Annotated in this window: 22 protein-coding genes; 9 read left to right on the top strand and 13 right to left on the bottom strand. The window is 72.9% G+C overall.

Translation table 11 applies throughout. The annotated features are described in order from the left end of the window. Positions 1-3 precede the first annotated feature (3 nt). The gene (locus tag HZZ00_RS03025) at positions 4-396 is read left to right on the top strand and encodes a VOC family protein (RefSeq protein ID WP_180330753.1); all 393 of its coding nucleotides are present in this window, start codon (positions 4-6) and stop codon (positions 394-396) included. Positions 397-475: 79 nt separating this feature from the next. Here the strand turns inward: HZZ00_RS03025 and HZZ00_RS03020 are convergent, their stop codons facing one another. Genes HZZ00_RS03020 through HZZ00_RS03010 form a run of 3 tightly spaced genes read right to left on the bottom strand, consistent with a single transcriptional unit; the run spans position 476 to position 3,335 of the window. Then, entirely contained in the window at positions 476-1,654 is a 1,179-nt protein-coding gene (locus HZZ00_RS03020; RefSeq protein ID WP_180330752.1) for a dipeptidase, read from the bottom strand. Positions 1,655-1,659: 5 nt separating this feature from the next. Next, entirely contained in the window at positions 1,660-2,199 is a 540-nt protein-coding gene (gene purE / locus HZZ00_RS03015) for a 5-(carboxyamino)imidazole ribonucleotide mutase (protein WP_070023606.1), read from the bottom strand. After that, the gene (locus tag HZZ00_RS03010) at positions 2,196-3,335 is read right to left on the bottom strand and encodes a 5-(carboxyamino)imidazole ribonucleotide synthase (RefSeq protein WP_180330751.1); all 1,140 of its coding nucleotides are present in this window, start codon (positions 3,333-3,335) and stop codon (positions 2,196-2,198) included. The genes purE and HZZ00_RS03010 overlap by 4 nt, the downstream gene beginning before the upstream one ends. 228 nt (positions 3,336-3,563) lie before the next feature. On the opposite strand from HZZ00_RS03010, the gene HZZ00_RS03005 reads away from it, so the two are divergent. Further along, on the top strand, positions 3,564-4,070 hold the full coding sequence (locus HZZ00_RS03005) for a GtrA family protein (RefSeq protein ID WP_180333366.1): 507 nt from the start codon (positions 3,564-3,566) through the stop codon (positions 4,068-4,070). Positions 4,071-4,083: 13 nt separating this feature from the next. Here HZZ00_RS03005 and HZZ00_RS03000 read toward each other — a convergent pair whose 3' ends face one another. Both HZZ00_RS03000 and HZZ00_RS02995 read right to left on the bottom strand, forming a co-directional pair. Beyond that, entirely contained in the window at positions 4,084-5,358 is a 1,275-nt protein-coding gene (locus HZZ00_RS03000; protein WP_180330750.1) for a HAMP domain-containing histidine kinase, read from the bottom strand. A 40-nt stretch (positions 5,359-5,398) separates the two neighbouring features. Then, positions 5,399-6,076, bottom strand: a complete 678-nt coding sequence (locus tag HZZ00_RS02995; RefSeq protein WP_070023613.1) for a response regulator transcription factor — start codon at positions 6,074-6,076, stop codon at positions 5,399-5,401. Between the two features lie 499 nt (positions 6,077-6,575). Between HZZ00_RS02995 and HZZ00_RS02990 the strand changes: the two genes are divergently transcribed. Further along, positions 6,576-8,081, top strand: coding sequence for a peptide MFS transporter (locus tag HZZ00_RS02990; RefSeq protein WP_180330749.1), 1,506 nt, complete (start codon positions 6,576-6,578; stop codon positions 8,079-8,081). A gap of 376 nt (positions 8,082-8,457) precedes the next feature. Here HZZ00_RS02990 and HZZ00_RS02985 read toward each other — a convergent pair whose 3' ends face one another. Together HZZ00_RS02985 and HZZ00_RS02980 are read right to left on the bottom strand one after the other, a co-directional pair. Continuing rightward, positions 8,458-9,036 (bottom strand): ATP-binding protein, encoded by a 579-nt coding sequence (locus HZZ00_RS02985; RefSeq protein WP_180330748.1) that lies wholly within the window; start codon positions 9,034-9,036, stop codon positions 8,458-8,460. A 488-nt stretch (positions 9,037-9,524) separates the two neighbouring features. Beyond that, complete coding sequence (locus HZZ00_RS02980; protein ID WP_180330747.1) at positions 9,525-9,911, bottom strand: STAS domain-containing protein; 387 nt, start codon at positions 9,909-9,911, stop codon at positions 9,525-9,527. Between the two features lie 246 nt (positions 9,912-10,157). Between HZZ00_RS02980 and HZZ00_RS02975 the strand changes: the two genes are divergently transcribed. Next, entirely contained in the window at positions 10,158-11,054 is an 897-nt protein-coding gene (locus HZZ00_RS02975) for an RNA polymerase sigma factor SigF (RefSeq protein ID WP_180330746.1), read from the top strand. A 105-nt stretch (positions 11,055-11,159) separates the two neighbouring features. Here the strand turns inward: HZZ00_RS02975 and hutI are convergent, their stop codons facing one another. The 4 genes from hutI to hutU all read right to left on the bottom strand — a co-directional run bounded on the left by hutI (position 11,160) and on the right by hutU (position 16,679). After that, the gene (gene hutI / locus HZZ00_RS02970) at positions 11,160-12,335 is read right to left on the bottom strand and encodes an imidazolonepropionase (RefSeq protein WP_180330745.1); all 1,176 of its coding nucleotides are present in this window, start codon (positions 12,333-12,335) and stop codon (positions 11,160-11,162) included. A 20-nt stretch (positions 12,336-12,355) separates the two neighbouring features. Continuing rightward, the gene (locus HZZ00_RS02965; RefSeq protein WP_180330744.1) at positions 12,356-13,693 is read right to left on the bottom strand and encodes a formimidoylglutamate deiminase; all 1,338 of its coding nucleotides are present in this window, start codon (positions 13,691-13,693) and stop codon (positions 12,356-12,358) included. After that, positions 13,690-14,892 (bottom strand): allantoate amidohydrolase, encoded by a 1,203-nt coding sequence (locus tag HZZ00_RS02960; protein ID WP_180333365.1) that lies wholly within the window; start codon positions 14,890-14,892, stop codon positions 13,690-13,692. Before HZZ00_RS02960 ends, HZZ00_RS02965 begins: the two co-directional genes overlap by 4 nt. Positions 14,893-15,014: 122 nt before the next feature. Next, positions 15,015-16,679 carry a urocanate hydratase gene (hutU, locus tag HZZ00_RS02955; RefSeq protein ID WP_070023628.1) on the bottom strand — a complete coding sequence of 555 codons (1,665 nt, stop codon included), beginning with the start codon at positions 16,677-16,679 and terminating at the stop codon, positions 15,015-15,017. A gap of 137 nt (positions 16,680-16,816) precedes the next feature. Between hutU and HZZ00_RS02950 the strand changes: the two genes are divergently transcribed. From HZZ00_RS02950 to HZZ00_RS02930, 5 genes are all read left to right on the top strand, one after another. Next, complete coding sequence (locus HZZ00_RS02950) at positions 16,817-18,208, top strand: diaminopimelate decarboxylase (protein ID WP_180330743.1); 1,392 nt, start codon at positions 16,817-16,819, stop codon at positions 18,206-18,208. Between the two features lie 180 nt (positions 18,209-18,388). Continuing rightward, positions 18,389-18,772: a hypothetical protein gene (locus HZZ00_RS02945; RefSeq protein WP_070023630.1), complete on the top strand. Its 384-nt coding sequence runs from the start codon at positions 18,389-18,391 to the stop codon at positions 18,770-18,772. After that, positions 18,769-19,671 (top strand): transcriptional regulator, encoded by a 903-nt coding sequence (locus HZZ00_RS02940; RefSeq protein ID WP_180330742.1) that lies wholly within the window; start codon positions 18,769-18,771, stop codon positions 19,669-19,671. Before HZZ00_RS02945 ends, HZZ00_RS02940 begins: the two co-directional genes overlap by 4 nt. A 31-nt stretch (positions 19,672-19,702) precedes the next feature. Continuing rightward, positions 19,703-20,194, top strand: a complete 492-nt coding sequence (locus HZZ00_RS02935; RefSeq protein WP_180330741.1) for a roadblock/LC7 domain-containing protein — start codon at positions 19,703-19,705, stop codon at positions 20,192-20,194. 11 nt (positions 20,195-20,205) lie between these two features. Continuing rightward, positions 20,206-20,580 carry a hypothetical protein gene (locus HZZ00_RS02930; RefSeq protein ID WP_180330740.1) on the top strand — a complete coding sequence of 125 codons (375 nt, stop codon included), beginning with the start codon at positions 20,206-20,208 and terminating at the stop codon, positions 20,578-20,580. A 7-nt stretch (positions 20,581-20,587) separates the two neighbouring features. Here the strand turns inward: HZZ00_RS02930 and HZZ00_RS02925 are convergent, their stop codons facing one another. Beyond that, positions 20,588-21,142 carry a hypothetical protein gene (locus tag HZZ00_RS02925; RefSeq protein WP_180333364.1) on the bottom strand — a complete coding sequence of 185 codons (555 nt, stop codon included), beginning with the start codon at positions 21,140-21,142 and terminating at the stop codon, positions 20,588-20,590. 152 nt (positions 21,143-21,294) lie between these two features. Next, entirely contained in the window at positions 21,295-22,140 is an 846-nt protein-coding gene (locus tag HZZ00_RS02920) for a MurR/RpiR family transcriptional regulator (RefSeq protein WP_180330739.1), read from the bottom strand. Positions 22,141-22,269 lie beyond the last annotated feature (129 nt).

Here is a 22,269-nt window from a genome sequence, read left to right as displayed (position 1 = left end):
CGAATGGCGTCCGTCGCCCGTTTCCGCAACATCGTGCTCGACTGCCGCGACCCGCATGCCCTGGCCGCCTTCTACGCGGCGGTGGCCGGGGGCACCCCGCAGGCCGAGTCCGACGACTGGGTGGTCCTCCAGATCCCGGACGGCCCCCGGCTGGGCTTCCAGCTCGCCCCGGACCACACACCGCCGGAGTGGCCCCGCGCCGACCACAACGGCCAGCAGCTGCACCTCGACTTCGACGCCGGCAGCACCTGGGCGGAGATCGACGCCGCCCACGAGAAGGTCCTGGCGCTCGGCGCCCGCCCGCTGGACCTGGAGGACCGGGAGAAGAAGGACTTCCAGGTGTACGCCGACCCGGCCGGGCATCCGTTCTGCCTGTGCCGGATCGAGCACGCCTAGCGGCCGCGCGCGCAAGCCGGAAAAAGACGAAGAAAAAGGCGGGGCGGCCGTACCGGCCGCCCCGCCTTCTCGTCGCGCGTCAGCCGTCGAGCGACTCGATCGTGGCGTGGGACGGGCCGCGCCGCGACCGGAGGTCGCGGGCGACGTCCTCCGCCGCGCCCAGCACCCGCACCGCGTTCTGCCAGGTGAGCTTGGCCAGGTCCGCCCTGGACCAGCCGCGCTCCAGCAGCTCCGCGAGGAGGTTCGGGTAGCCGGAGACGTCGTCGAGGCCGTCCGGGGTGAAGGCCGTGCCGTCGTAGTCGCCGCCGATGCCGAGGTGGTCGATGCCGGCGACCTCGCGCATGTGGTCCAGGTGGTCGGCGACCACCGACACCGTGGCGACGGGGCGCGGGGTGCGCTCCTCGAAGGCGCGGTGGATCTTCATCGCCTCGGCGCTGGTGTCCAGGTGGTGCAGGCCGTGGGCGCGCATGTTCTCGTCGGCCGCGGCCGTCCAGTCCACGGCCGCCTGGAGCACGAACTTCGGCACGAACGTCACCATCGCCATGCCGCCGTTGGCGGGCAGCCGCTCCAGCACGTCGTCCGGGATGTTGCGGGGGTGGTCGCAGACCGCGCGGGCGGAGGAGTGCGAGAAGATCACCGGCGCGGAGGTCGCGTCCAGCGCGTCGCGCATGGTCGAGGGCGCCACGTGCGAGAGGTCGACCAGCATGCCGATCCGGTTCATCTCGCGCACGACCTCGCGGCCGAACGCGGTCAGGCCGTTCGCCTTCGGCGTGTCGGTCGCCGAATCCGCCCAGTCCACATTGGAGTTGTGGGTGAGGGTCATGTAGCGCACGCCGAGCGCGTGCAGAGCGCGCAGCGTGCCGAGGGAGTTGGCGATGGAGTGCCCGCCCTCGGCGCCCATCAGGGAGGCGATACGGCCCTCGCCGCGCGCCGCCTCCATGTCGGCGGCGGTCAGCGCGGGCGCCAGGTCCGCCTGGTAGCGGTCCAGCAACTGCCGCACGCAGTCGATCTGTTCCAGCGTCGCGGCGACCGGGTCCGGCTGCTCGGCCGGGACGTAGACCGACCAGTACTGGGCACCGACACCGCCCGCGCGCAGCCGGGGGATGTCGGTGTGCAGGTGCTCGTGCTGGTGCCCGGCGATGTCGAGCCGGTCCAGGTCGTACCCCGACTTCTCACGCAGCGCCCACGGCAGGTCGTTGTGGCCGTCGACCACCGGGAACTCGCGCAGCAGGGCACGGGCCTCGTCCAGGTTCGCCACGCCGCTCACTTCCCGAACCCGAAGCCGCCGGCGCCCTCGACCTTGGCGCGCAGCCGCTTGCCCTTCTCGGTGGCCTGCTCGTTGAGGTCGTGCTGGAAGTCGCGCATGCGGTGCAGCAGGTCCTCGTCGTGCGCGGCGAGCATCCGGGCCGCGAGCAGCCCGGCGTTGCGGGCACCGGCCACGGAGACCGTGGCGACCGGGACGCCGGCCGGCATCTGCACGATCGACAGCAGGGAGTCCATGCCGTCGAGGTACTTCAGCGGCACCGGCACGCCGATGACCGGCAGCGGGGTGACCGAGGCCAGCATGCCCGGCAGATGGGCGGCGCCCCCGGCCCCGGCGATGATCGCCTTGAGCCCGCGGTCGGCCGCCTGCTCGCCGTACGTGATCATCTCGCGGGGCATCCGGTGCGCCGAGACGACGTCGACCTCGTACGCGATCTCGAACTCGTCCAGGGCCTTGGCGGCGGCCTCCATGACGGGCCAGTCGGAGTCCGACCCCATGACGATGCCGACCAGCGGGGAGGACGGGAGGGCAGGGCTCATTCGGTGATCGTGCCTCTCAGGTAGCCGGCTGCGTGACGGGCGCGCTCCAGCACGTCGTCCAGGTCGTCGCCGTAGGTGTTGACATGTCCGACCTTGCGGCCGGGCTTCACGTCCTTGCCGTACATGTGGATCTTGAGCTTGGGGTCGCGGGCCATGCAGTGCAAGTACGCGGAGTACATGTCCGGGTAGTCGCCGCCCAGCACGTTGACCATCACCGTCCACGGGGCGCGCGGACGCGGATCGCCGAGCGGCAGGTCGAGGACGGCGCGGACGTGGTTGGCGAACTGCGAGGTGATCGCGCCGTCCATGGACCAGTGGCCGGAGTTGTGCGGGCGCATCGCCAGCTCGTTGACGAGGATGCGGCCGTCGCGGGTCTGGAACAGCTCGACGGCGAGGTGCCCGACGACGCCCAGCTCCTTGGCGATGGTGAGGGCCATCTGCTCGGCCTCCAGGGCCAGCTCCTCGTCCAGGTCGGGGGCCGGGGCGATCACGGTGTCGCACACCCCGTTCACCTGCCGGGACTCCACCACCGGGTAGGCGACGGCCTGGCCGTGCGGGGAGCGGACGACGTTGGCGGCCAGCTCGCGGACGTAGTCGACCTTCTCCTCGGCGAGGACCGGGACACCCGCCCGGAACGGCTCGGCGGCCTCCTCGGCGGTCTCCACCACCCAGACGCCCTTGCCGTCGTAGCCGCCGCGGACGGTCTTCAGGACGACGGGGAAGCCGTCGCCCTCGCCCGCGAACCGCACCACGTCCTCCGGATCGGCGACGATCCGGTGCCGTGGGCACGGGATGCCGATCGCGTCGAGCCGCGCCCGCATCGCGCCCTTGTCCTGGGCGTGCACCAGCGCGTCGGGCCCCGGGCGCACGGGGATGCCGTCCGCCTCCAGGGCCCTGAGGTGCTCGGTGGGTACGTGTTCGTGATCGAAGGTGATCACGTCGCATCCGCGCGCGAACTCGCGCAGCGTGTCGAGATCGCGATAGTCGCCGATGACGACATCGCTCACGACCTGCGCCGCGGAATCCTGGGGAGTGTCACTGAGGAGCTTGAACCTGATGCCCAACGGGATGCCCGCTTCGTGCGTCATACGCGCGAGCTGCCCCCCGCCGACCATGCCGACTACCGGGAACGTCACACCTACAGCGTATCGGCCACGGCAAGGCGGCCGGATGCCGTCCCTCCGCGCGCGGTCCGATCCCGGCCCCCTACCGGTCCGTCTCCGGTCCGTTCCGGGCTCTTACCCACCGCTTTCCGGTCTCTTTCCGACCTGTTTCCCCGCCCTGGCCTCGTCCTCAGGCGTTGGGCCGTTCGCGCCGATAGCATGGCGGAGTTGACGAAACCTACCGACGGGAGCTGCAACGCCATGGAACAGCGTTCCTCGGGGCTGCAACGGCTCGTGGGCGAGGTGGCCAAGTTCGGCGCCGTCGGCGGCGCCGGAGTCCTGGTCAATCTGGGCGTTTTCAATCTGGTCCGGCATGTGTCGGACCTTCCGGTGGTGCGCGCCAGCATCATCGCGACCGTGGTCGCCATCGCGTTCAACTACGTCGGCTTCCGCTACTGGACGTACCGGGACCGTGACCGCAGCGGCCGGACGAAGGAACTCACGCTCTTCCTGTTCTTCAGCGCGATCGGTCTGGTGATCGAGAACGGCGTGCTCTTCCTGGCCACCTACGGCCTCCACTGGGACACCCCCCTGGAGAGCAACGTCTTCAAGTTCCTCGGCATCGGCATCGCCACCCTGTTCCGGTTCTGGTCGTACCGCACCTGGGTGTTCCGCGCGCTGCCCGCGCAGGAGGCGGAGTCGATCCTGGCGGCCGAGTCCCGCCGGACGCCCGCCGGGCCCGAGCCGAAGACCCAGCGGGTCCCGTAGCCGCGGGCGCGGCTCAGCGGACGGTCGGGTACTCCTCGTCGTCCGCCCGGTGCGCCGGGGGCGTGCGGGACAGGAACAGGCCGAACACCGGGGGCTGGGACTGGAGCAGCTCCAGCCGGCCGCCGTCGGCCTCGGCGAGGTCCCGGGCGACGGCGAGGCCGATGCCCGTGGAGTTGCGGCCGCTGATGGTCCGCTCGAAGATCCGCGCCCCCAGGTCGGCCGGCACCCCGGGCCCCTCGTCCGTCACCTCGACCACGGCCTGGTTGCCGGTGACCCGGGTACGCAGGGCGACGGTGCCGCCACCGTGCATCAGCGAGTTCTCGATCAGCGCGGCCAGCACCTGGGCGACCGCGCCCGGCGTGCCCACGGCCTGGAGGTGCCGCTTGCCGGAGGAGACGATGGCCCGGCCCACGCCGCGGTAGGCGGGCCGCCACTCGGCGAGCTGCTGCTGGATGACCTCGTCCAGGTCGAAGGTGACGGCGGAGCCGGTACGCGGGTCGCGGGAGTTCGTCAGCAGCCGCTCGACCACGTCGGTCAGCCGCTCGACCTGCGTGAGCGCGACGTTCGCCTCCTCCTTCACGATGTCCGGGTCATCGGTGAGGGTGATCTCCTCCAGCCGCATCGACAGCGCGGTGAGCGGGGTGCGCAGCTGGTGGGAGGCGTCGGCGGCCAGCCGCCGCTCGGCGGTCAGCATGCGGGCGATCCGCTCGGCGGAGGAGTCCAGCACATCGGCGACCCGGTCCAGCTCGGGCACGCCGTACCGCTTGTGCCGCGGGCGCGGGTCGCCGGAGCCCAGCCGCTCGGCGGTCTCGGCGAGGTCGGTCAGCGGGGAGGCGAGCCGGTTGGCCTGCCGTACCGCGAGCAGGACGGCGGCGACCACCGCGAGCAGCGCCACCAGGCCGATGATCAGCAGGGTGCGGCCGACCTCGCGGGTCACCGCGGAGCGCGGCTCCTGCACGGTGACCGTCTCGCCCTCCTCGCCGTGCTGCGTGGCGTGGATGACGTCGCCCACGGGCCGGGTGCCGATCTCGATCGGCGGCCGGCCGGGCACGCGGATCACCGCGTACTGGTCCTTGCTGACCGGGTTGCGCAGCGCGTCGGTGTCGACGTGCTCCGAGGCCAGGATCCGGCTGTCCACGATGCTGGCCAGCCGCACCGCCTCGGACTCCACCCGCTCCTGGGCGCTGTTGCTGATCGTGCGGCTCTCGACGATCACCAGGGAGACGCCGAACACGGCGATCACCACGAGGACGACGGCGAGGGTGGACTGGATGAGACGTCGACGCATGTTCCGTTACCTGGAGTGACCGCCGGCCCCGGTGCGGGGCTCAGCTCTTCTCGAAGCGGAAGCCCACGCCTCGGACCGTGGCGATGTAGCGGGGGTTGGCCGCGTCGTCGCCGAGCTTCTTGCGCAGCCAGGAGATGTGCATGTCGAGGGTCTTGGTGGACGACCACCAGGTGGTGTCCCAGACCTCGCGCATCAGCTGGTCGCGCGTGACCACCCGGCCGGCGTCCCGCACCAGGACGCGCAGCAGGTCGAACTCCTTGGCGGTGAGCTGGAGTTCCTCGTCGCCCATCCACGCGCGGTGCGACTCGACGTCGATGCGCACGCCGTGCGTGGCCGGAGGCTGCTGCGGCTCGGCGGCACCGCGCCGCAGCAGCGCCCGTACGCGGGCGAGCAGTTCGGCGAGCCGGAAGGGCTTGGTGACGTAGTCGTCGGCGCCCGCGTCCAGGCCGACGACGGTGTCCACCTCGTCGGCCCGCGCGGTCAGGATGAGGATCGGCACGGTGTGGCCGTCGGAGCGCAGCCGGCGGGCGACCTCCAGGCCGTCCATGCCGGGCAGGCCCAGGTCCAGTACGACCAGGTCGACACCGCCCTGCATTCCGGCGTCGAGCGCGGTGGGTCCGTCCTCGCGCACCTCGACCTCGTAACCTTCCCGGCGCAGGGCGCGGGCCAGCGGCTCCGAGATGGACGCGTCGTCCTCGGCGAGCAGTACACGGGTCATGAGGTGATGGTAGACCGCCCGCGTGCGGTGCTGGGGTGTGATCGGTTCCAGGGATTCTTACCTGGGGTGGCCGGTGGTACGGACCATCACCTGTGGGATGCGATCGTAGAAGGGACCTTCGAATTCGGTCGCGTGGTTCCACCGACACCTGTGATCCGCGTCTCAAGTCCTTCCATATCCGGCACTGTCCTGACGTAGAGTGACGTGAACGCCTGTAGTACATCCGGAGACCTTCGGCGGGCTTGTCGCTGAAGGTCTTTGTTGTGTGCGGGCCGGTCGGGCACCGACCGGCCTTGAAAGGAATGACCTCTGGCCGGGCTCCGAACGCACCGTCGCGTCACGGAGCGTGGATCCCGGTGGTCGCCGTCCACCACTTCGTGATCCGGAGTGGACTCCCCCCGGGCGTTGGGGGCGGGCGGCCGACCCTGCCGGTGCCGGCCGACACCCCCCACCGGGCGCGCAACGCTCCACCGCGCGTCCCGACCAGCAAGGAACGACCATGGCGTCCAGCCTGACGAAGGACTCGGTCCACCCGGGCACCCCCGGCACCGAGAAGACCTTCTTCGGCCACCCCCGCGGCCTGGCCACCCTCTTCATGACCGAGATGTGGGAGCGCTTCTCCTACTACGGCATGAGGGCCCTGCTCCCGCTGTACCTGGTGGCTCCGGGTGGCCTGCACCTGAGTGCGGGCACGGCGACGGCGATCTACGCCGTCTACCTGTCGCTCGTGTACCTGCTCGCGCTGCCCGGCGGCTGGGTCGCCGACCGGCTCCTCGGCCCCCGCAAGACGGTCGCGGCCGCCGGTCTGATCATCATGCTGGGCCATCTGTGCCTGGCCGTGCCGGCCGCCGCGAGCTTCTTCGTCGGCCTGGTGCTGGTCGCCATCGGTTCCGGCCTGCTCAAGGCCAACATCTCGACCATGGTCGGCCACCTGTACGACGGCCCGAACGACGGACGCCGCGACGGTGGTTTCACCCTCTTCTACATCGGCATCAACCTGGGCGCCTTCGTCGCACCGCTGGTCATCGGCACCATCGGTGAGAACGTCAACTGGCACCTCGGCTTCGCGCTGGCCGCGCTCGGCATGGCGCTGGGCCTGGTCCAGTACCTGCTCGGCGGCCGCCACCTGAGCGAGCAGAGCAAGGTCGTCCCGACGCCGATGACGGCCCAGGAGAAGTCCGCCACCCTGCGCAAGGGCCTGATCTGGCTCGTCGTCGCCGCGGTCTTCTACGGCATCGTCGGCTTCACCGGTCACTTCACCCTCAACTGGGCGCTGATCCCGCTGACCCTCATCGGCCTGATCGTGCCGATCCTGGTCATCGCGCGGATCCTGCGGGACAAGGACCTCGACGGCGAGGAGCGCACGAAGGTCCGGGCGTACATCTGGTTCTTCGTCGCCGCCGCGGTCTTCTGGATGATCTACGACCAGGGTGGTTCGACCCTGTCGCTGTTCGCGTCCGACTCGGCCAAGAACACGATCCTCGGCTGGAACTTCCCGGTCTCCTGGTACCAGTCGGTCAACCCGGTCATGATCATGGCCCTGGCGCCGGTCTTCGCCTGGCTCTGGCTCGCGCTGAACCGGCGCGGCAAGGAGCCGAGCACGATCGTGAAGTTCTCCTCCGGCCTGGTCCTGGTCGGCGCGTCCTTCTTCGTCTTCCTCGCCCCGCTGTCCATCGCGCAGGACGGTCACAAGGCCGCCGCGCTGTGGCTGGTCGGCATCTACTTCCTGCAGACCGTCGGTGAGCTGACGCTGTCGCCGGTGGGTCTGTCCGTGACGACGAAGATGGCGCCGAAGAAGTACGCCTCCCAGATGATGGGCGTCTGGTTCCTCGCGGTCACCGCGGGCGACTCCGTCACCGCGCTGCTGTCCAACCCGGCGGTCGGCGGGGTCAACCTCGACAAGAAGGGCTTCGTGGCCCTGGAGGCGGTGCTGGCCGTCGTCGCCGGTGTGGCGGTGTGGATGTACCGCAACAAGGTGAAGAAGATGATGGGCGACGTGCGCTAGCCGCCATGTCCTCGACGGAGAGGGCCGCCGCACCCGGGTGGGTGCGGCGGCCCTCTCCGCTTTCTGCGGGCACCGCGGGCACTGCCGGAGGCGCCCGTGCCGGCCGGGGCGCGGGTCGTCGTACCGAGGGCGTGCCCGCGGTGAGGGTGGCCTTGCCGGTCTTACGGGGCGTGCGGTGCCGTCCGGGTCGCCGGCCGTTCTCCACGTCGGCCTAGGCCGCCGGAGCGGCCGACGGCGGCAGGGAGCCGGCCCCGGTGCGCCCTGACGGCACATCGGTTCCGCCGTCGGGGCACGCCCGGGGTCACGGGAGGGGAAGACGCGTCACAGGGGGCGCCGGGTCCGTTCGGGGCGGGAGCCGGTGCGTGACGGGCCCGGCTCAGGCCGGGGCGCCCAGCTCCGCCCACACCGTCTTGCCGGGCCGTCCGGGGCTGCGCAGGACGCCCCAGTCCAGGCACAGGCGCTGGACGATGAACATGCCGTGGCCGCCGGGACGTCCGGCGCGGTGCGGGTTGCGGGGGGCCGGCTGGCCGGCGCCGCGGTCGGTGACCTCCAGACGGATCACCTTGTTGTCGCAGGTGAGGACCAGCTCGTCGGGGCCCTCGGCGTGCAGACAGGCGTTGGTGACGAGTTCGGAGACCACGAGCAGGACGTCCTCGGCCGCGGCACGCCGGTCGGCGGCCGCGGCGGGCAGCCAGCCCCAGGCGTACAGCGCCTGCCGGGTGAAGTCGCGGGCGAGCGGCACGACACCGCTCTCCCCCCGCAACTCCAGCCTGCGGACCTGCCGCCCGGACGACGCCCCGGCGACGCCGGCGTCGGTCGCGGACGGCGGCACGGACGACACGGTCGCGCCCATGACGGAGGGCGCGCCGGACGGCGTGTCCTCCTCGGACGCCCCGGAAGCGCCGCTCGGCTCCGGGCCGCGGTCGCCCGGCGAGTAGGGCCGGGTGGTGCTCATCAGCGCTTCACCTCACCGAATCACCAGTTCACGATTGAAAAGTCCGGCACCGCCCGGTACCGGTCGGTCCGCCCGCCGTCGGCACCAACGCCCGGCCGTACGTCCCGTCATCCGCACATCAGTCCCGTCCGCCCGTCGTCCACCTTCCGTGCCCGTGTGCCCGGCCGTGGCCGCGACAGGCCGACGATCCGCCGATCGCCGTCCGTCCGCCGTGCGGACCGTCGCCCGCACTCGCCGTCCGGCCGCCGGTTCGCGGTCGTCCGGGCAGGTTCCTGCCCGATCGGGGCCGTCGCACACCCGCGGGTGCGTCACACCCGCGGCGGCGCGGTGACGGCGGCCCGGCGGCCGGTGGTCGTCAGCTTTTCTCCTGCCCGACCCGGGCGCCTGAACACCACCGTCTTGTGTGGGATCGGCGAGATGTCTGGGGTTCATGAGAAGTGGATGGTCACCAGCCGTACCGGCACACCCGGCCACGCGGGGTCGCGGGCTCAGTCGGTGCCGCCGCCCTCCCCGGCCAGCGCGTCCGCCACGGAGTCGTGGACGGTGAAGACCGCCTCGGCCCCGGTGATCTCGAACACGCGGGCGACGACGGGCCGCATTCCGGCCAGGTGGACCCCGCCGCCGGCGGCCTCCGCCTTGAGCCGGGCCCCGAGCAGGACGTTCAGCCCCGTGGAGTCGCAGAAGTCGAGGCGCGAGCAGTCCACCACGAGCCGTGAGAATCCCTTGCCGAGGAGGTCGTCGAGGGGCTCCCGCAGCAGATCGGCGGTGTGGTGGTCGAGCTCACCCGCCGGTGTGACAACGGCGCTGGCGCCCTCTTCACGCACCTCCACCAGAAGCCGGCCCGACTGTGCGCTGCCGACCGTCCCGTGGTCCATGCCGTCTCTCTCCCGAGGTCGTGGCTGCTGATGCCCTCGAACATTACGCCTTCCCAGGGCACTCCGACACCCGAACAACCTCACATAACCGGACATAGGCAAACAGAACGCACTTGCGATCGCTTCAGGAAAGCCGATAGGGCTAGTAAGGACACCTACCCCTACACGCCGGCTTTGGAGGCGCCGCACTCCGCAGTGCACGCAACGGCTTCGGCAGCCTGATGCCGAGAACGATGGAGGACACCCATGTCACCCCGGCTCGACGCCTCGCCTACCCCGACCGCGACGTCGACACCCCCACCGGAACAACTGGACCATCCCATCGATCTCCACGACCCCTTCGAGGGGCTCCCGGAGATCCCCCCTTACGACGAGATCGGTCCCGTCGACGCACGGGCCCTGTCCAAGACCCTCTTCGAGCGTCTGGAGACGCTGGAGGAAGGGACGTACGAGTACGCGTACGTCCGCAACACCCTCGTCGAGCTGAACCTCGCGCTGGTCAAGTTCGCCGCCTCCCGCTTCCGCTCCCGCAGCGAGCCGATGGAGGACATCATCCAGGTCGGCACCATCGGCCTGATCAAGGCGATCGACCGCTTCGAGCTCGCGCGCGGCGTCGAGTTCCCCACCTTCGCGATGCCAACCATCATCGGCGAGATCAAGCGCTTCTTCCGCGACACCTCGTGGTCCGTGCGCGTGCCGCGCCGGCTCCAGGAGCTGCGCCTGGACCTGGCGAAGGCCGGGGACGAGCTGGCCCAGCAGCTGGACCGCGCACCGACCGTCGCGGAGCTGGCCGAGCGCCTCGGCATCACCAGCGAAGAGGTGGTCGAGGGCATGGCGGCCTCGAACGCCTACACCGCCTCCTCGCTGGACGCCCAGCCCGAGGAGGACGAGACCGAGGGCGCGCTCGCGGACCGCATCGGGTACGAGGACCACGGGATCGAGGGGATCGAGTACATCGAGTCCCTCAAGCCCCTGATCGCCGGGCTGCCCGCGCGCGACCGCAAGATCCTCTCGCTGCGCTTCGTGGCCAACATGACCCAGTCGGAGATCGGCGAGGAGCTCGGCATCTCCCAGATGCACGTGTCCCGGCTGCTGTCCCGCACGCTGGTACGGCTGCGCAAGGGACTGACGGTGGAGGAGTGACCTCCCGGACCACGGTCCCTCAGCAGCACACACGCCGAAGCGGCCTGGTCGAGGAGACCGGGCCGCTTCGGCGTGTACGGGTGCGGCCGGGGTCCGGCCGCGGGCTCAGACCACGCGGACGCCGGCCCGCCACACCCCGCTGACCAGCGGCACGCCCGGCCGGTAGGCGAGGTGGACGTGGCTGGGGGCGTCGAGGAGCGTCAGATCGGCGCGGGCGCCGGGGGCGAGGCGGCCGACGTCGGTGCGGCGCAGGGCCGCGGCGCCGCCCGCCGTGGCCGACCAGACCGCCTCGTCCGGGGTCATCCCCATGTCGCGGACGGCGAGGGCGATGCAGAAGGGCACGGAGGAGGTGAAGGAGGAGCCCGGGTTGCAGTCCGTGGACAGGGCGACGGTGACCCCCGCGTCCAGCAGCCGGCGGGCGTCCGGCCACGCGGCGCGGGTGGAGAACTCGGCGCCGGGCAGCAGCGTGGCGACCGTGCCGCCGCTCGCCAGGGCGTCGACGTCCGCGTCGGTGAGGTGGGTGCAGTGGTCGGCGCTGGCCGCGTCCAGCTCGACGGCGAGCTGCACGCCGGGGCCGTAGGACAGCTGGTTGGCGTGGATGCGCGGGTGCAGGCCCTTCGCCTTGCCGGCGGTGAGGATCGCGCGGGCCTGGTCGCCGTCGAAGGCGCCCTTCTCGCAGAAGACGTCGATCCAGCGGGCGTGCGGCGCGCAGGCGTCCAGCATCTCGCCGGTGACCAGGGCGACGTAGGCCGCCGGGTCGTCTGCGTAGTCGGGGGAGACGATGTGCGCGCCGAGGTACGTCACCTCGTCGGTGTGCCTCGCGGCCAGGCGCAGGGCGCGGGCCTCGTCCTCGACGGTCAGGCCGTAGCCGGACTTGGTCTCGAAGGTGGTGGTGCCCTGGCGCAGCGCCTCGGCCAGGTAGTGGGTGAGGTTGGCCTCCAGCTCCGCGTCGCTCGCGGCCCGGGTGGCGGCGACGGTGGTGCGGATGCCGCCCGCCGAGTAGGAGCGGCCGGACATCCGGGCGTTGAACTCCTGGGTGCGGTCCCCGGCGAAGACCAGATGCGAGTGGGAGTCCACGAAGCCGGGCAGCGCCGCCCTGCCGCCCGCGTCGACCCGGTTGTCAGTGGCGGGTGCTTTCCTTGACTCACCGGTCCACGCGACGCGGTCGCCGTCGATGACGACGGCCGCGTCCTGGATCAGACCGAGAGGGGAGTTGTCACCGAGGGAGGGGTCGTTGGTGACCAGTGCGGCGATGTTGGTGATGACGGTGCTGCTGCTCATGGTGTCCTCGTGGGTGGGTGTCAGGAGCGGAGGGCCTCGACCGCCCGCGCGAGGGCCTGCGGCACGTCCGCCACGCGCGTGTGCGCCCCGTCGCGTACGACGTGCCGGCCGCCCACGACCGTATGCCGTACGTCCGCCGCGCCCGCCGCGAATACGGCCGTCTCGGCGCCCAGCCGCGGCGCGGGGCCCGCTGTTCTGACCGAGTCCAGGGCGATCGTCGTCAGGTCGGCGAGCGCGCCCGGCTCGATGGTGCCGGCCTCGTGCCAGCCGAGGGCGGCGTGGCCGTCGGCGGTGGCGGCCCGCAGCAGGGCGGCGGCCGTCCAGTGGCCCCGGGTGCGGGTGCGCAGCCGCTCGTTCAGCTCCATCGCCCGCGCCTCTTCGAGCAGGTCGATGACGGCGTGGCTGTCGGAGCCGAGGGAGAGCGGGGAGCCGGCCCGTTGCAGGGCGACGGCCGGGCCGATGCCGTCGGCCAGGTCCCGCTCGGTCGTCGGGCACATGCAGGTGCCGGTCGCCGAGCCGCCGAGCAGCGCGATGTCCTCGTCGGTGAGGTGCGTGTTGTGCACCCCGGTGGTGCGCGGCCCGAGGACGCCGTGGTCGGCGAGCAGCCGGGTGGGTGTGCGGCCGTGCGCGGCGAGGCAGGCGTCGTTCTCGGCGGTCTGCTCCGACAGGTGCACGTGCAGGGGCGCCCGCCGCTCCTGCGCCCAGCGGGCCACGGTCGCCAACTGGCCGGCGGGCACGGCCCGCACCGAGTGGATCGCCGCCCCGATCCGTGCGTGATCCCGTTCCTTGAGAGCTGAACAGCGTTCCGCCCATGCCTCGGCGGTGCCGTCGGAGAACCGCAGCTGGTGCGTGTTGGGCGCCTCGCCGAAGCCCGCGGAGAGATAACAGGTGTCGAGGAGGGTGATCCGGATGCCGGCCTCGGCGGCGGCCGCGATCAGCGCCTCGCCCATGGCGTTGGGGTCGGCGTAGGGGGTGCCGCCGGGGGCGTGGTGCACGTAGTGGAACTCGCCGACACAGGTGATGCCGGCCAGCGCCATCTCGGCGTACACCGCGCGGGCGAGCGCGTGGTAGCGCTCCGGGGTGAGCCGGTCGGCGACGGAGTACATCACCTCGCGCCAGGTCCAGAAGGTGCCGGAGCCGACCTGGACGGTGCCGCGCAGCGCCCGGTGGAAGGCGTGGCTGTGCGCGTTGGCCAGGCCCGGCAGGGTGAGCCCGCGCAGCACCTCGGCGCCGGGCGGCGGGGCGGGCGTCCCGGTGCGCACGGCACCGATCCGCCCGCCGTCGGTCTCGACCAGGACCCCCGGCTCGACACGGTCGCCGAGCCAGGCGTGTTCCAGCCAGTAGGTCGCCTTGGTCACCTGCAGGCCAGCCCTTCCAGTACGTCGGCGAGCGCGCCCACCCCGGCCACGCAGTCGTCCTCGGCCGCGAACTCGGCCGGGGAGTGCGAGACACCGGTGGGGTTGCGCACGAACAGCATGGCGGTGGGGATGCTCCCCGAGAGGATTCCGGCGTCGTGTCCCGCGCCGGTGCCGAGGACGGGCACCGTCAGATCGGTGTCCCGGCCGAGGATGCGGCCCAGCTCGTCGCGCAGCGCGTGGTCGAACTCCACGACGGGCGTGAAGGACTCCCGTACGACGTCCAGGTCCACGCCGTGCGCGTCCGCGTACTCCCGGGCCGCCTTCTCGATACCGGAGACCACCGTGTCCAGCGTCGCCTGGTCGGCGGCGCGGGAGTCGAGCCAGCCGCGCACCCGCGAGGGGATCGCGTTGACGCCGTTGGGGTCCACCGCGATCTTGCCGAAGGTGGCGACGGCGCCGGCGAGTTCGGCCTCGCGCCGCGCGGCGAGCACGGTCTCGGCGTACGACAGCATCGGGTCGCGGCGGTCGGCCAGCCGGGTGGTGCCCGCGTGGTTGGCCTCGCCCCGGAAGTCGAACCGCCAGCGGCCGTGCGGCCAGATGGCGCTGGCGATGCCGATCCGGTCGCCGGACAGGTCCAGCGCGCGGCCCTGCTCGACGTGGAGTTCCACGAACGCGCCGATCCGGGCGAGGCGTTCCGGGTCCGGGCCGATGGCCTCGGGGTCGTACCCGGCGGCCGCCATGGCCCGGGGCAGGGTGATCCCGTCCCCGTCGGTGAGCCGGTGCGCGTCCTCCACCCTCAGCGCGCCCGCGGTCAGCCGCGATCCGACACAGGCCAGCCCGAACCGGGCACCCTCCTCGTCACCGAAGTTGACGATGGCGAGCGGCCGGGTGAACCGCACTCCCCTGCCGAGCAGTTCGTCCAGGGCGGCGAAGGAGGACACGACCCCGAGGGGCCCGTCGAAGGCCCCTCCGTCCGGCACGGAGTCCAGGTGCGACCCGGTGACCACGGCGTCCCCGGCGGCCGGGTCCCCCAGCCAGGCCCACTGGTTGCCGTTCCGGTCCACCTCGTGGACCAGGCCGCGGTCCTCGGCCTGCTGCCTGAACCAGGCCCGGCATTCGGCGTCGGGCCCGGTCCAGGCGAAGCGGCGGTATCCGCCCGAGCCGGCGTCGCGCCCGATGGGGAGCAGCTCGGCCCACATCTCGTGGAACGAGGCACCGCGGACCGGCCGCGGGCGGGCGGGCGCGGCCGCACCCGCACCCGCCCCGGGCGACGGGGCCCCGGCCCCCGCCGCACCGTCGCCGTGCCCGCCCGGAGCGCGGCTCACGCGTCGCCACCCTCGCGCATCGGCACCCGGACCCCCCGCTCCTGGGCGACGGACTCGGCGATGTCGTACCCGGCGTCCACGTGCCGGATGACGCCCATGCCGGGGTCGTTGGTGAGCACGCGCCGGATCTTCTCGCCGCCGAGCTTGGTGCCGTCGGCGACGGTGACCTGGCCGGCGTGGATGGAGCGGCCCATCCCCACGCCGCCGCCGTGGTGGATGGACACCCAGGACGCGCCCGAGGCCACGTTGACCATGGCGTTCAGCAGCGGCCAGTCGGCGATCGCGTCGGACCCGTCGAGCATCGCCTCGGTCTCGCGGTACGGCGAGGCGACGGAGCCGCAGTCGAGGTGGTCGCGGCCGATGGCGAGCGGCGCGGCAAGCTCGCCGGAGGCCACCATGTCGTTGAACCGCTCGCCGGCCTTGTCCCGCTCGCCGTAGCCGAGCCAGCAGATACGGGCGGGCAGGCCCTGGAAGTGCACGCGCTCGCCGGCCATCTTGATCCAGCGGGCGAGGGACTCGTTCTCCGGGAAGAGGTCGAGGATCGCCTTGTCGGTCTTGGCGATGTCCGCCGGGTCGCCGGACAGCGCGGCCCAGCGGAAGGGGCCCTTGCCCTCGCAGAACAGCGGCCGGATGTAGGCGGGCACGAAGCCGGGGAAGGCGAAGGCGCGGTCGTACCCGGCGAGCTGGGCCTCGCCGCGGATCGAGTTGCCGTAGTCGAAGACCTCGGCGCCCGCGTCCAGGAAGCCGACCATCGCCTCGACGTGCCTGGCCATCGACTCGCGGGCCCGGGTGGTGAACCCGGCCGGGTCCTTCGCCGCGGCGTCGGCCATGTCCTCGAAGGCGACGCCGACCGGCAGGTAGGACAGCGGGTCGTGGGCCGAGGTCTGGTCGGTGACGATGTCGATGGGCGCGTTCATCGCCAGCAGCTGCGGGACCAGCTCGGCCGCGTTGCCGAGGACGCCGATGGACAGCGGGCGGCGCGCGTCGCGGGCCTCCGTCGCGAGCTGGAGCGCGTGGTCGAGGCTGTCGGCCCGCACGTCCAGGTAGCGGTGCTCGATGCGGCGGTCGATGGCGCGCGGGTCGCAGTCGATGCAGATGGCGACGCCGTCGTTCATGGTGACGGCGAGCGGCTGGGCGCCGCCCATGCCGCCGAGGCCGGCGGTGAGGGTGATGGTCCCGGCGAGGGTGCCGCCGAACTTCTTCGCGGCGACGGCGGCGAAGGTCTCGTAGGTGCCCTGGAGGATGCCCTGGGTGCCGATGTAGATCCAGGAGCCGGCGGTCATCTGGCCGTACATGGTCAGGCCGAGGGCCTCCAGGCGGCGGAACTCCTCCCAGTTGGCCCAGTCGCCGACCAGGTTGGAGTTGGCGATGAGGACGCGCGGGGCCCACTCGTGGGTCTGCATCACGCCGACCGGGCGGCCGGACTGGACCAGCATGGTCTCGTCCTGCTTGAGCGTGCGCAGCGTGCGCACCATCGCGTCGAAGGAGCGCCAGTCACGGGCGGCCTTGCCGGTGCCGCCGTAGACGACGAGCTTGTCGGGGTGCTCGGCCACCTCGGGATCGAGGTTGTTCTGGAGCATGCGCAGGGCGGCCTCCTGCTGCCAGCCCAGGGCGCTGAGTTCCGTGCCGCGCGGTGCTCGTACGGGGCGGGGTCCCGACATCTCTGCCTCCTGCTGTTGCTACGTCTATTCACATCCTGGCTGTCTGAATAGAACTAGTCAATACATCGGGGCGTCCCCATCCGCGCGTCCCGGGTGTTTGGCTGGAACCACCTGACGGCCGACAGGAGGGAGACGCGGTGGACCACGAGGTCGTGGACGAGGTGACGGCCGAGGCCGAGGCGGGGCGGCGGGCCGCGCGGCGGGACGACGCGGTGCGGGCCGCGGTGGCGCAGGGCCTGCTGGGACCGGACGCGGCCGTGGTGGGGCTGCTCGACGTCACCGGCATCCGGGAGTCGGCGGCGGCGCTGCGGGCGGCGTTCGAGGCGGTGCTGGCCCCGGGCACCCCGGTGCTGCACGCGTTCGCCGTGAAGGCCACCCCGCTGGTACCGGTGCTGCGGCTGCTGCACGAGGCGGGCATCGGCGCCGAGGTGGCGAGCCCCGGCGAGCTGGCCCTCGCCCGCGCGGCCGGCGTGCCGGTGGCGCACACGGTGCTGGACTCGCCGGCCAAGACCCCGGCGGAGCTGCGCGAGGCGCTGGCGCTCGGCATCGCGGTGAACGCGGACAACCCGCAGGAGCTGGCCCGGCTGGACGCCCTGGTGGACTGCGCGCCCACCCGTTCCCCGCTGGGCATCCGGGTCAACCCGCAGATCGGCGGCGGCAGCATCGGGGCGACGTCCACGGCGACCGAGACCTCGAAGTTCGGGGTGGCGCTGCGCGACGAGGGGGCGCGCGAGTGGGTCGTACAGGCGTACGCGCGGCGGCCGTGGCTGACCCGGCTGCACGCGCACACCGGCTCACAGGGGATTCCGCTGGCGCTGCTGGCGCGGGGCGTGGCGGAGACCTTCGCGCTGGCCGAGGAGATCAACGCGCGGGTGGGGCGGCGGCAGGTCGACACGCTGGACATCGGCGGCGGGCTGCCGGTGAACTTCGCGGGCGAGGCGACGGCGCCGACGTACGCGCAGTACGCGCGGCTGCTGGCCGAGCAGGTGCCGGGGCTGCGCGCGGGGCGGTACGGACTGGTGACCGAGTTCGGGCGGTCGCTGCTGGCCAAGCACGGCACGGTGGTGGCGCGGGTGGAGTACGCCAAGCGCTCGGGCGGGCGGCGGATCGCGGTGACGCACGCGGGCGTGCAGGTGGCGACGCGGACGGTGTACGCCCCGGGGGCGTGGCCGCTGCGGCTGGCCGCGTACGACGCGGAAGGCCGGCCGAAGCCGGGGCCCGAGGTGGTGCAGGACGTGGCGGGACCGGCCTGCTTCTCGGGCGACCTGCTGGCCGAGGGGCGCGCGCTGCCCCCGCTGGAACAGGGCGACTACGCGGCGGCGCTGGACACGGGCGCGTACTACTTCGCGCACCACTACGCCTACAACTCCCTGGTCCGGCCCGGGATCTACGGCTTCGTGCCGGACGGCGCGGGCGGCGTCGCCTTCGCCACCGTGCGGGAGCCGCAGACGGTCGCGGAGGTGGTCGCGGAGTCCGGAGGGGCGCACGCGTCCGCGCTCGCCGCCCTCCGAGCGCCCGAGCGCCGTTGACGCGCCCCTATCGGCCTCGAACAAATGGATTAACTCCGGTGACTCAGGGGTCGGTTGGCCAACACTAGTACGCCGGACGCATGTTCCACTGGAAAATGCCAAACGGCTCACCCCTCCCCCACACGTTGCGTAGTGTCGGGGTCACTCAGCCGGAGTCCCAGGCGGGAGGGGAGCCACGCGGTGCCCGGAATCGACGAGTGCCTGCTGGAAGCGATGCGATTGCCCGGTGCCCGGGGTGCCGCGCTGGTGGACTGGACGAGCGGCCTCGCGCTCGGCACCGTCGGCGAGGCGCCCGGCGGGGACCACGAGGCGGCCGCGGCCGAGGCCGCCGAACTGGCCCGGATCGCCGCCGAGCACGGCACCTTCACCGCCCGCGGCGAGGACCGGCCGCCCGTGGAGGACGTGATCGTCAGCAATGCCGACAGCTACCACCTGCTGCGGTTCGTGGACACGTCGTTCGACAGCAGCGTGTTCCTGCACCTGTGGCTGGGGCGCGCGGAGGGCAATCTCGCGCTCGCCCGGATCCGGCTCGGCGAGATGGCCGCCCGCCTGGTGCTGGGATGACCATGGTCCGTACACCACCGCTGCCCGTGCGGGACAAGTCGGCCCCGCGCGCCCTGTCCCCGATGCTGACCCGGCTCGCCGAGGAGCGGGCCACCGGGATCCTGGTCCGCGAGTACGGCGCCCTGCATCTCGCCGAGGGCCGGGTGGTGTACGCCGAGAGCCCCCTCGCCCCCGGGCTCGACGTGCTCCTCACGGCCCACGGCACCCTGGCGTCCGCCGCCTGGCAGCGGGCCGCCGCCGCGGCCGAGGGCCCGCTGCACGCGGCCGAACTCCTGCTGGACTCCGGGTTGTTACCCGCGGGCGCGCTGGAGCTGTGCCATCTGGACGCGCTGTACGACGCCGGGTACTTCACCCTGGCGCCGAGCAGCACACCGGGCAGGTTCCGCTACGACGGCGCGCCCCGCACCGGCCCGCTGCCCTCGGTCCCGGTGGTCGCGCTGGAACACGAGACCCTGCGGCGCCGGCTGCAACTGCACCGACTGTGGCCCGACCCGGCCGCCGACACCGCGCCCCTGATCCGCGCGGCCCCCGGCCCCCGGACGGCCGGCCCCGCCCTCACCGCCGCCCCGGCCCCCGTCGGCCCGGCCCCCGTCGGCCCGCGGGCGTCCGGGCCCTCCCGCCCCGCCCCCGTCACCCCCCGCCAACGCGCCGTCCTGGACCGCGTGGACGGCACCCGTACGGCCACCGACATCGCCCGGGAGCTGGGCCGGCAGGCGTTCCACACGCTGGTCGACGTCCGCCGGCTGGCGGCGGCCGGGCACCTCGCACCCGCACCGGCGGCGCCCGAGGCGGCACCCGGGCAGGTCCGGGACCTGCCGCCGCCCCCGCTCGTACCCCCGGTCACCGACCCCGACATCGCGCTGCTGAAGAGGCTCAGGGATGCGCTGGAGGCGCTTTGAACGGCCACGCCCCGCCGAGAGGAGAGAGCTGATGGTGTCCGAGGACGACCTGCGCACCGTCCTGGAGGAGCTGCACCGGCTGCGCACCCGGGTGCCCCAGCTGACCGGCGCGCTCGCGGCGGGCGTCGACGGCCTCGTCGTCGCCCACGACACGCCCGGTGTCGATCCGGACGGCCTGGCGGCGCTCACCGCGGCCGCGCTCGGGGTCTCCGTGCGGGTCGCCGACGCCACCGGCAACGGCGGCCTGCGGGAGCTGCTGGTGCGCGGCGAGCGCGGCTACGTCGCCACCTACGCGGCCGGCCGCAGCGCCGTACTGACCCTGCTCGCCCAGGACCGGGTCAACGTCGGCCGGCTGCACCTGGAGGGCCGCCGCTCGGGCGCCCTCATCGGCGAACTGCTGGACGCCGCCGAGGCCGCCGCCCAAGCCGCCCCCGCGCGCCGGTCCGCGACTCCCGCGCCCGCGCGCACCCGGACCACGCGCACGCCGCGCACCACCACCGCACCCACCACAACCGACAGTTGAGAGGACCCGACATGGCCAACACCGAGACCGCCCTCAAAGAGGCGCTGACCTCGATCGAGGGCGCCACCGGCGTCGCGCTCGTCGACTACACCAGCGGGATGGCGCTGGGCACGATGGGCGGCAGCAAGACCTTCGACCTGAACGTGGCCGCGGCCGGCAACACCGACGTGATCCGCGCCAAGATGCGCACGATGGAGATGCTGGGCATCAACAGCGAGATCGAGGACATCCTCATCACGCTCAGCGACCAGTACCACCTCATCCGCCTGCTCAAGGGGCGCGGCGGCAACGGCCTGTTCCTCTACCTGGTCCTGGACTCCTCCCGGGCCAACCTGGCGATGGCCCGACACCAGCTGAAGCGGATCGAGGAGGAGCTGGAGGTCTGACCCCCGCTCAGACGAGGGCCGCGGTACGGCGGCGGGCCCCGCCGGGGGCCGCGTCGCCGGCCGCGACGCCCGTGCCGCGCAGGCCCTTGACGGCCTTGCCCGCCGGGCCGCCGCCGCGCCGGTCGAGCCAGTCGACGCGCACCCAGAGCAGGGTGTCCAGGGCCTGTTCGCGCCGGCCGAGCCAGGCGGCCTTCAGCCGCAGCCCGGTGCCGCACCCGGCCAGCAGCAGTCCGCCGGCCACCGGCACGGCGAAGGCGGAGCCGAGCGCGACGGCCCAGGCCAGCAGCAGCCACCAGCGGTGCCCGCGGCGCCAGGCGCGCACCGTCACCGCCCGGTCCTGGAGGACGTCGTACCTGCCCGCGCGAACCACCGAGCGGACGAGGGCGGCGTACCGCCCGCGGCGGACCAGCGAGACCACCGCGGCGCCGACGACGAACAGCGCGGCCCCCGCGAACACACCGATCCGGCGCCCCGTCAGTCCCTGTGGTGCGGCGCCGATCGCCGCGGCGGCCACGCCGAGCCACCACAGCGGAGCGGCCCCCGCCCGTACGACGACGGCCACCCGGGCCAGTCCCTGTCCACCGCGTCCTTCGCGTCCCGCGCGCGCCACGTCGGCCTCCCGTGTCACGTGTCTCCACAGTCGGCCGGGACCTTAGCGCGCGAACGTGAGACGGAGCTGAGAGGACGCGGCCGCGTGCCGCCCCGGCGGCTGGGTCACTCCACGAAGAGCCCCCGCGCGGCGGCCTTGGCGTCGAACTCCTCCAGGCGGGCCTGCGCGTCCGGCAGATGGTCGCAGACCGCCTCCAGCAGCACCCGGCCCAGCAGCATCGGCGCGCACGCGGTGTCGAAGGCCAGCCCGGTGCCGACGGCGGCGGGCAGCAGCAGGTCGGAGTGCTTGGCGACGGGCGCGAACGCGGAGTCGGCGACCGTGACGACGGTCAGGCCGACCTCCTGGGCGTAGGCGAGGGTGTCGACCACCTCGCGCGGGTGCCGGGGCAGCGCGAAGCACAGCAGCGCGCTGGCGCCGGCGCGGACGGCGGCGTCGATGCGGTCCTGGATCATCGTGCCGCCCTCCTCCAGCAGCCGGACGTCCGGGTGGACCTTGGCGGCGAAGTAGGCGAACCCGTACGCCTGGGAGGCGGCGGCGCGCAGCCCGAGCACCGGCAGCGGGCGGGAGGCGGCGAGGACGCGGCCGGCCTCCCGCACCGGGCGCGGGTCGGCGAGCAGTTCGGCGAGGTGCCGCAGGTTCTCGATCTCGGCCTCGACGGCCAGCTGGTACTCGTTGTGCACGCCGTTCTCGGGGGCGGGCTCGGCGGGCACCACCTCGCGCAGGTGCTTGCGCAGCGCGGGATACCCGTCGAACCCGAGGGCCACCGCGAACCGCGTCACCGACGGCTGGCTGACCCCGGCCAGTTCGGCCAGCTCCACGCTGGACAGGAAGGGCACGTCGGCGGCGCGCCGCACCATGCTGTGCGCGATGCGGCGCTGGGTCGGCGTGAGCCGGTGGCCCTCGAAGAGCGCCTGCAACCGGTTGGCCGGGCTGTCGGTCACGCTCATCATGTACTCCCCCTCGGATGTCCTCGACGCCCCGGGAGAGTACAGCGCCGAGGCCGTGCCGAACACGGGCTGATATTCAGAAAAGGTTGCGTTGTATACCTTTATACAACGCGGCCCGGGGCCCGCGCTCTC

Source organism: Streptomyces sp. NEAU-sy36 (genome assembly GCF_013423905.1).
Classification (GTDB): domain Bacteria; phylum Actinomycetota; class Actinomycetes; order Streptomycetales; family Streptomycetaceae; genus Streptomyces; species Streptomyces misionensis.
Note: the sequence above shows the minus strand (reverse complement) of the source record. Positions and strands in the feature narration are given on the sequence as shown.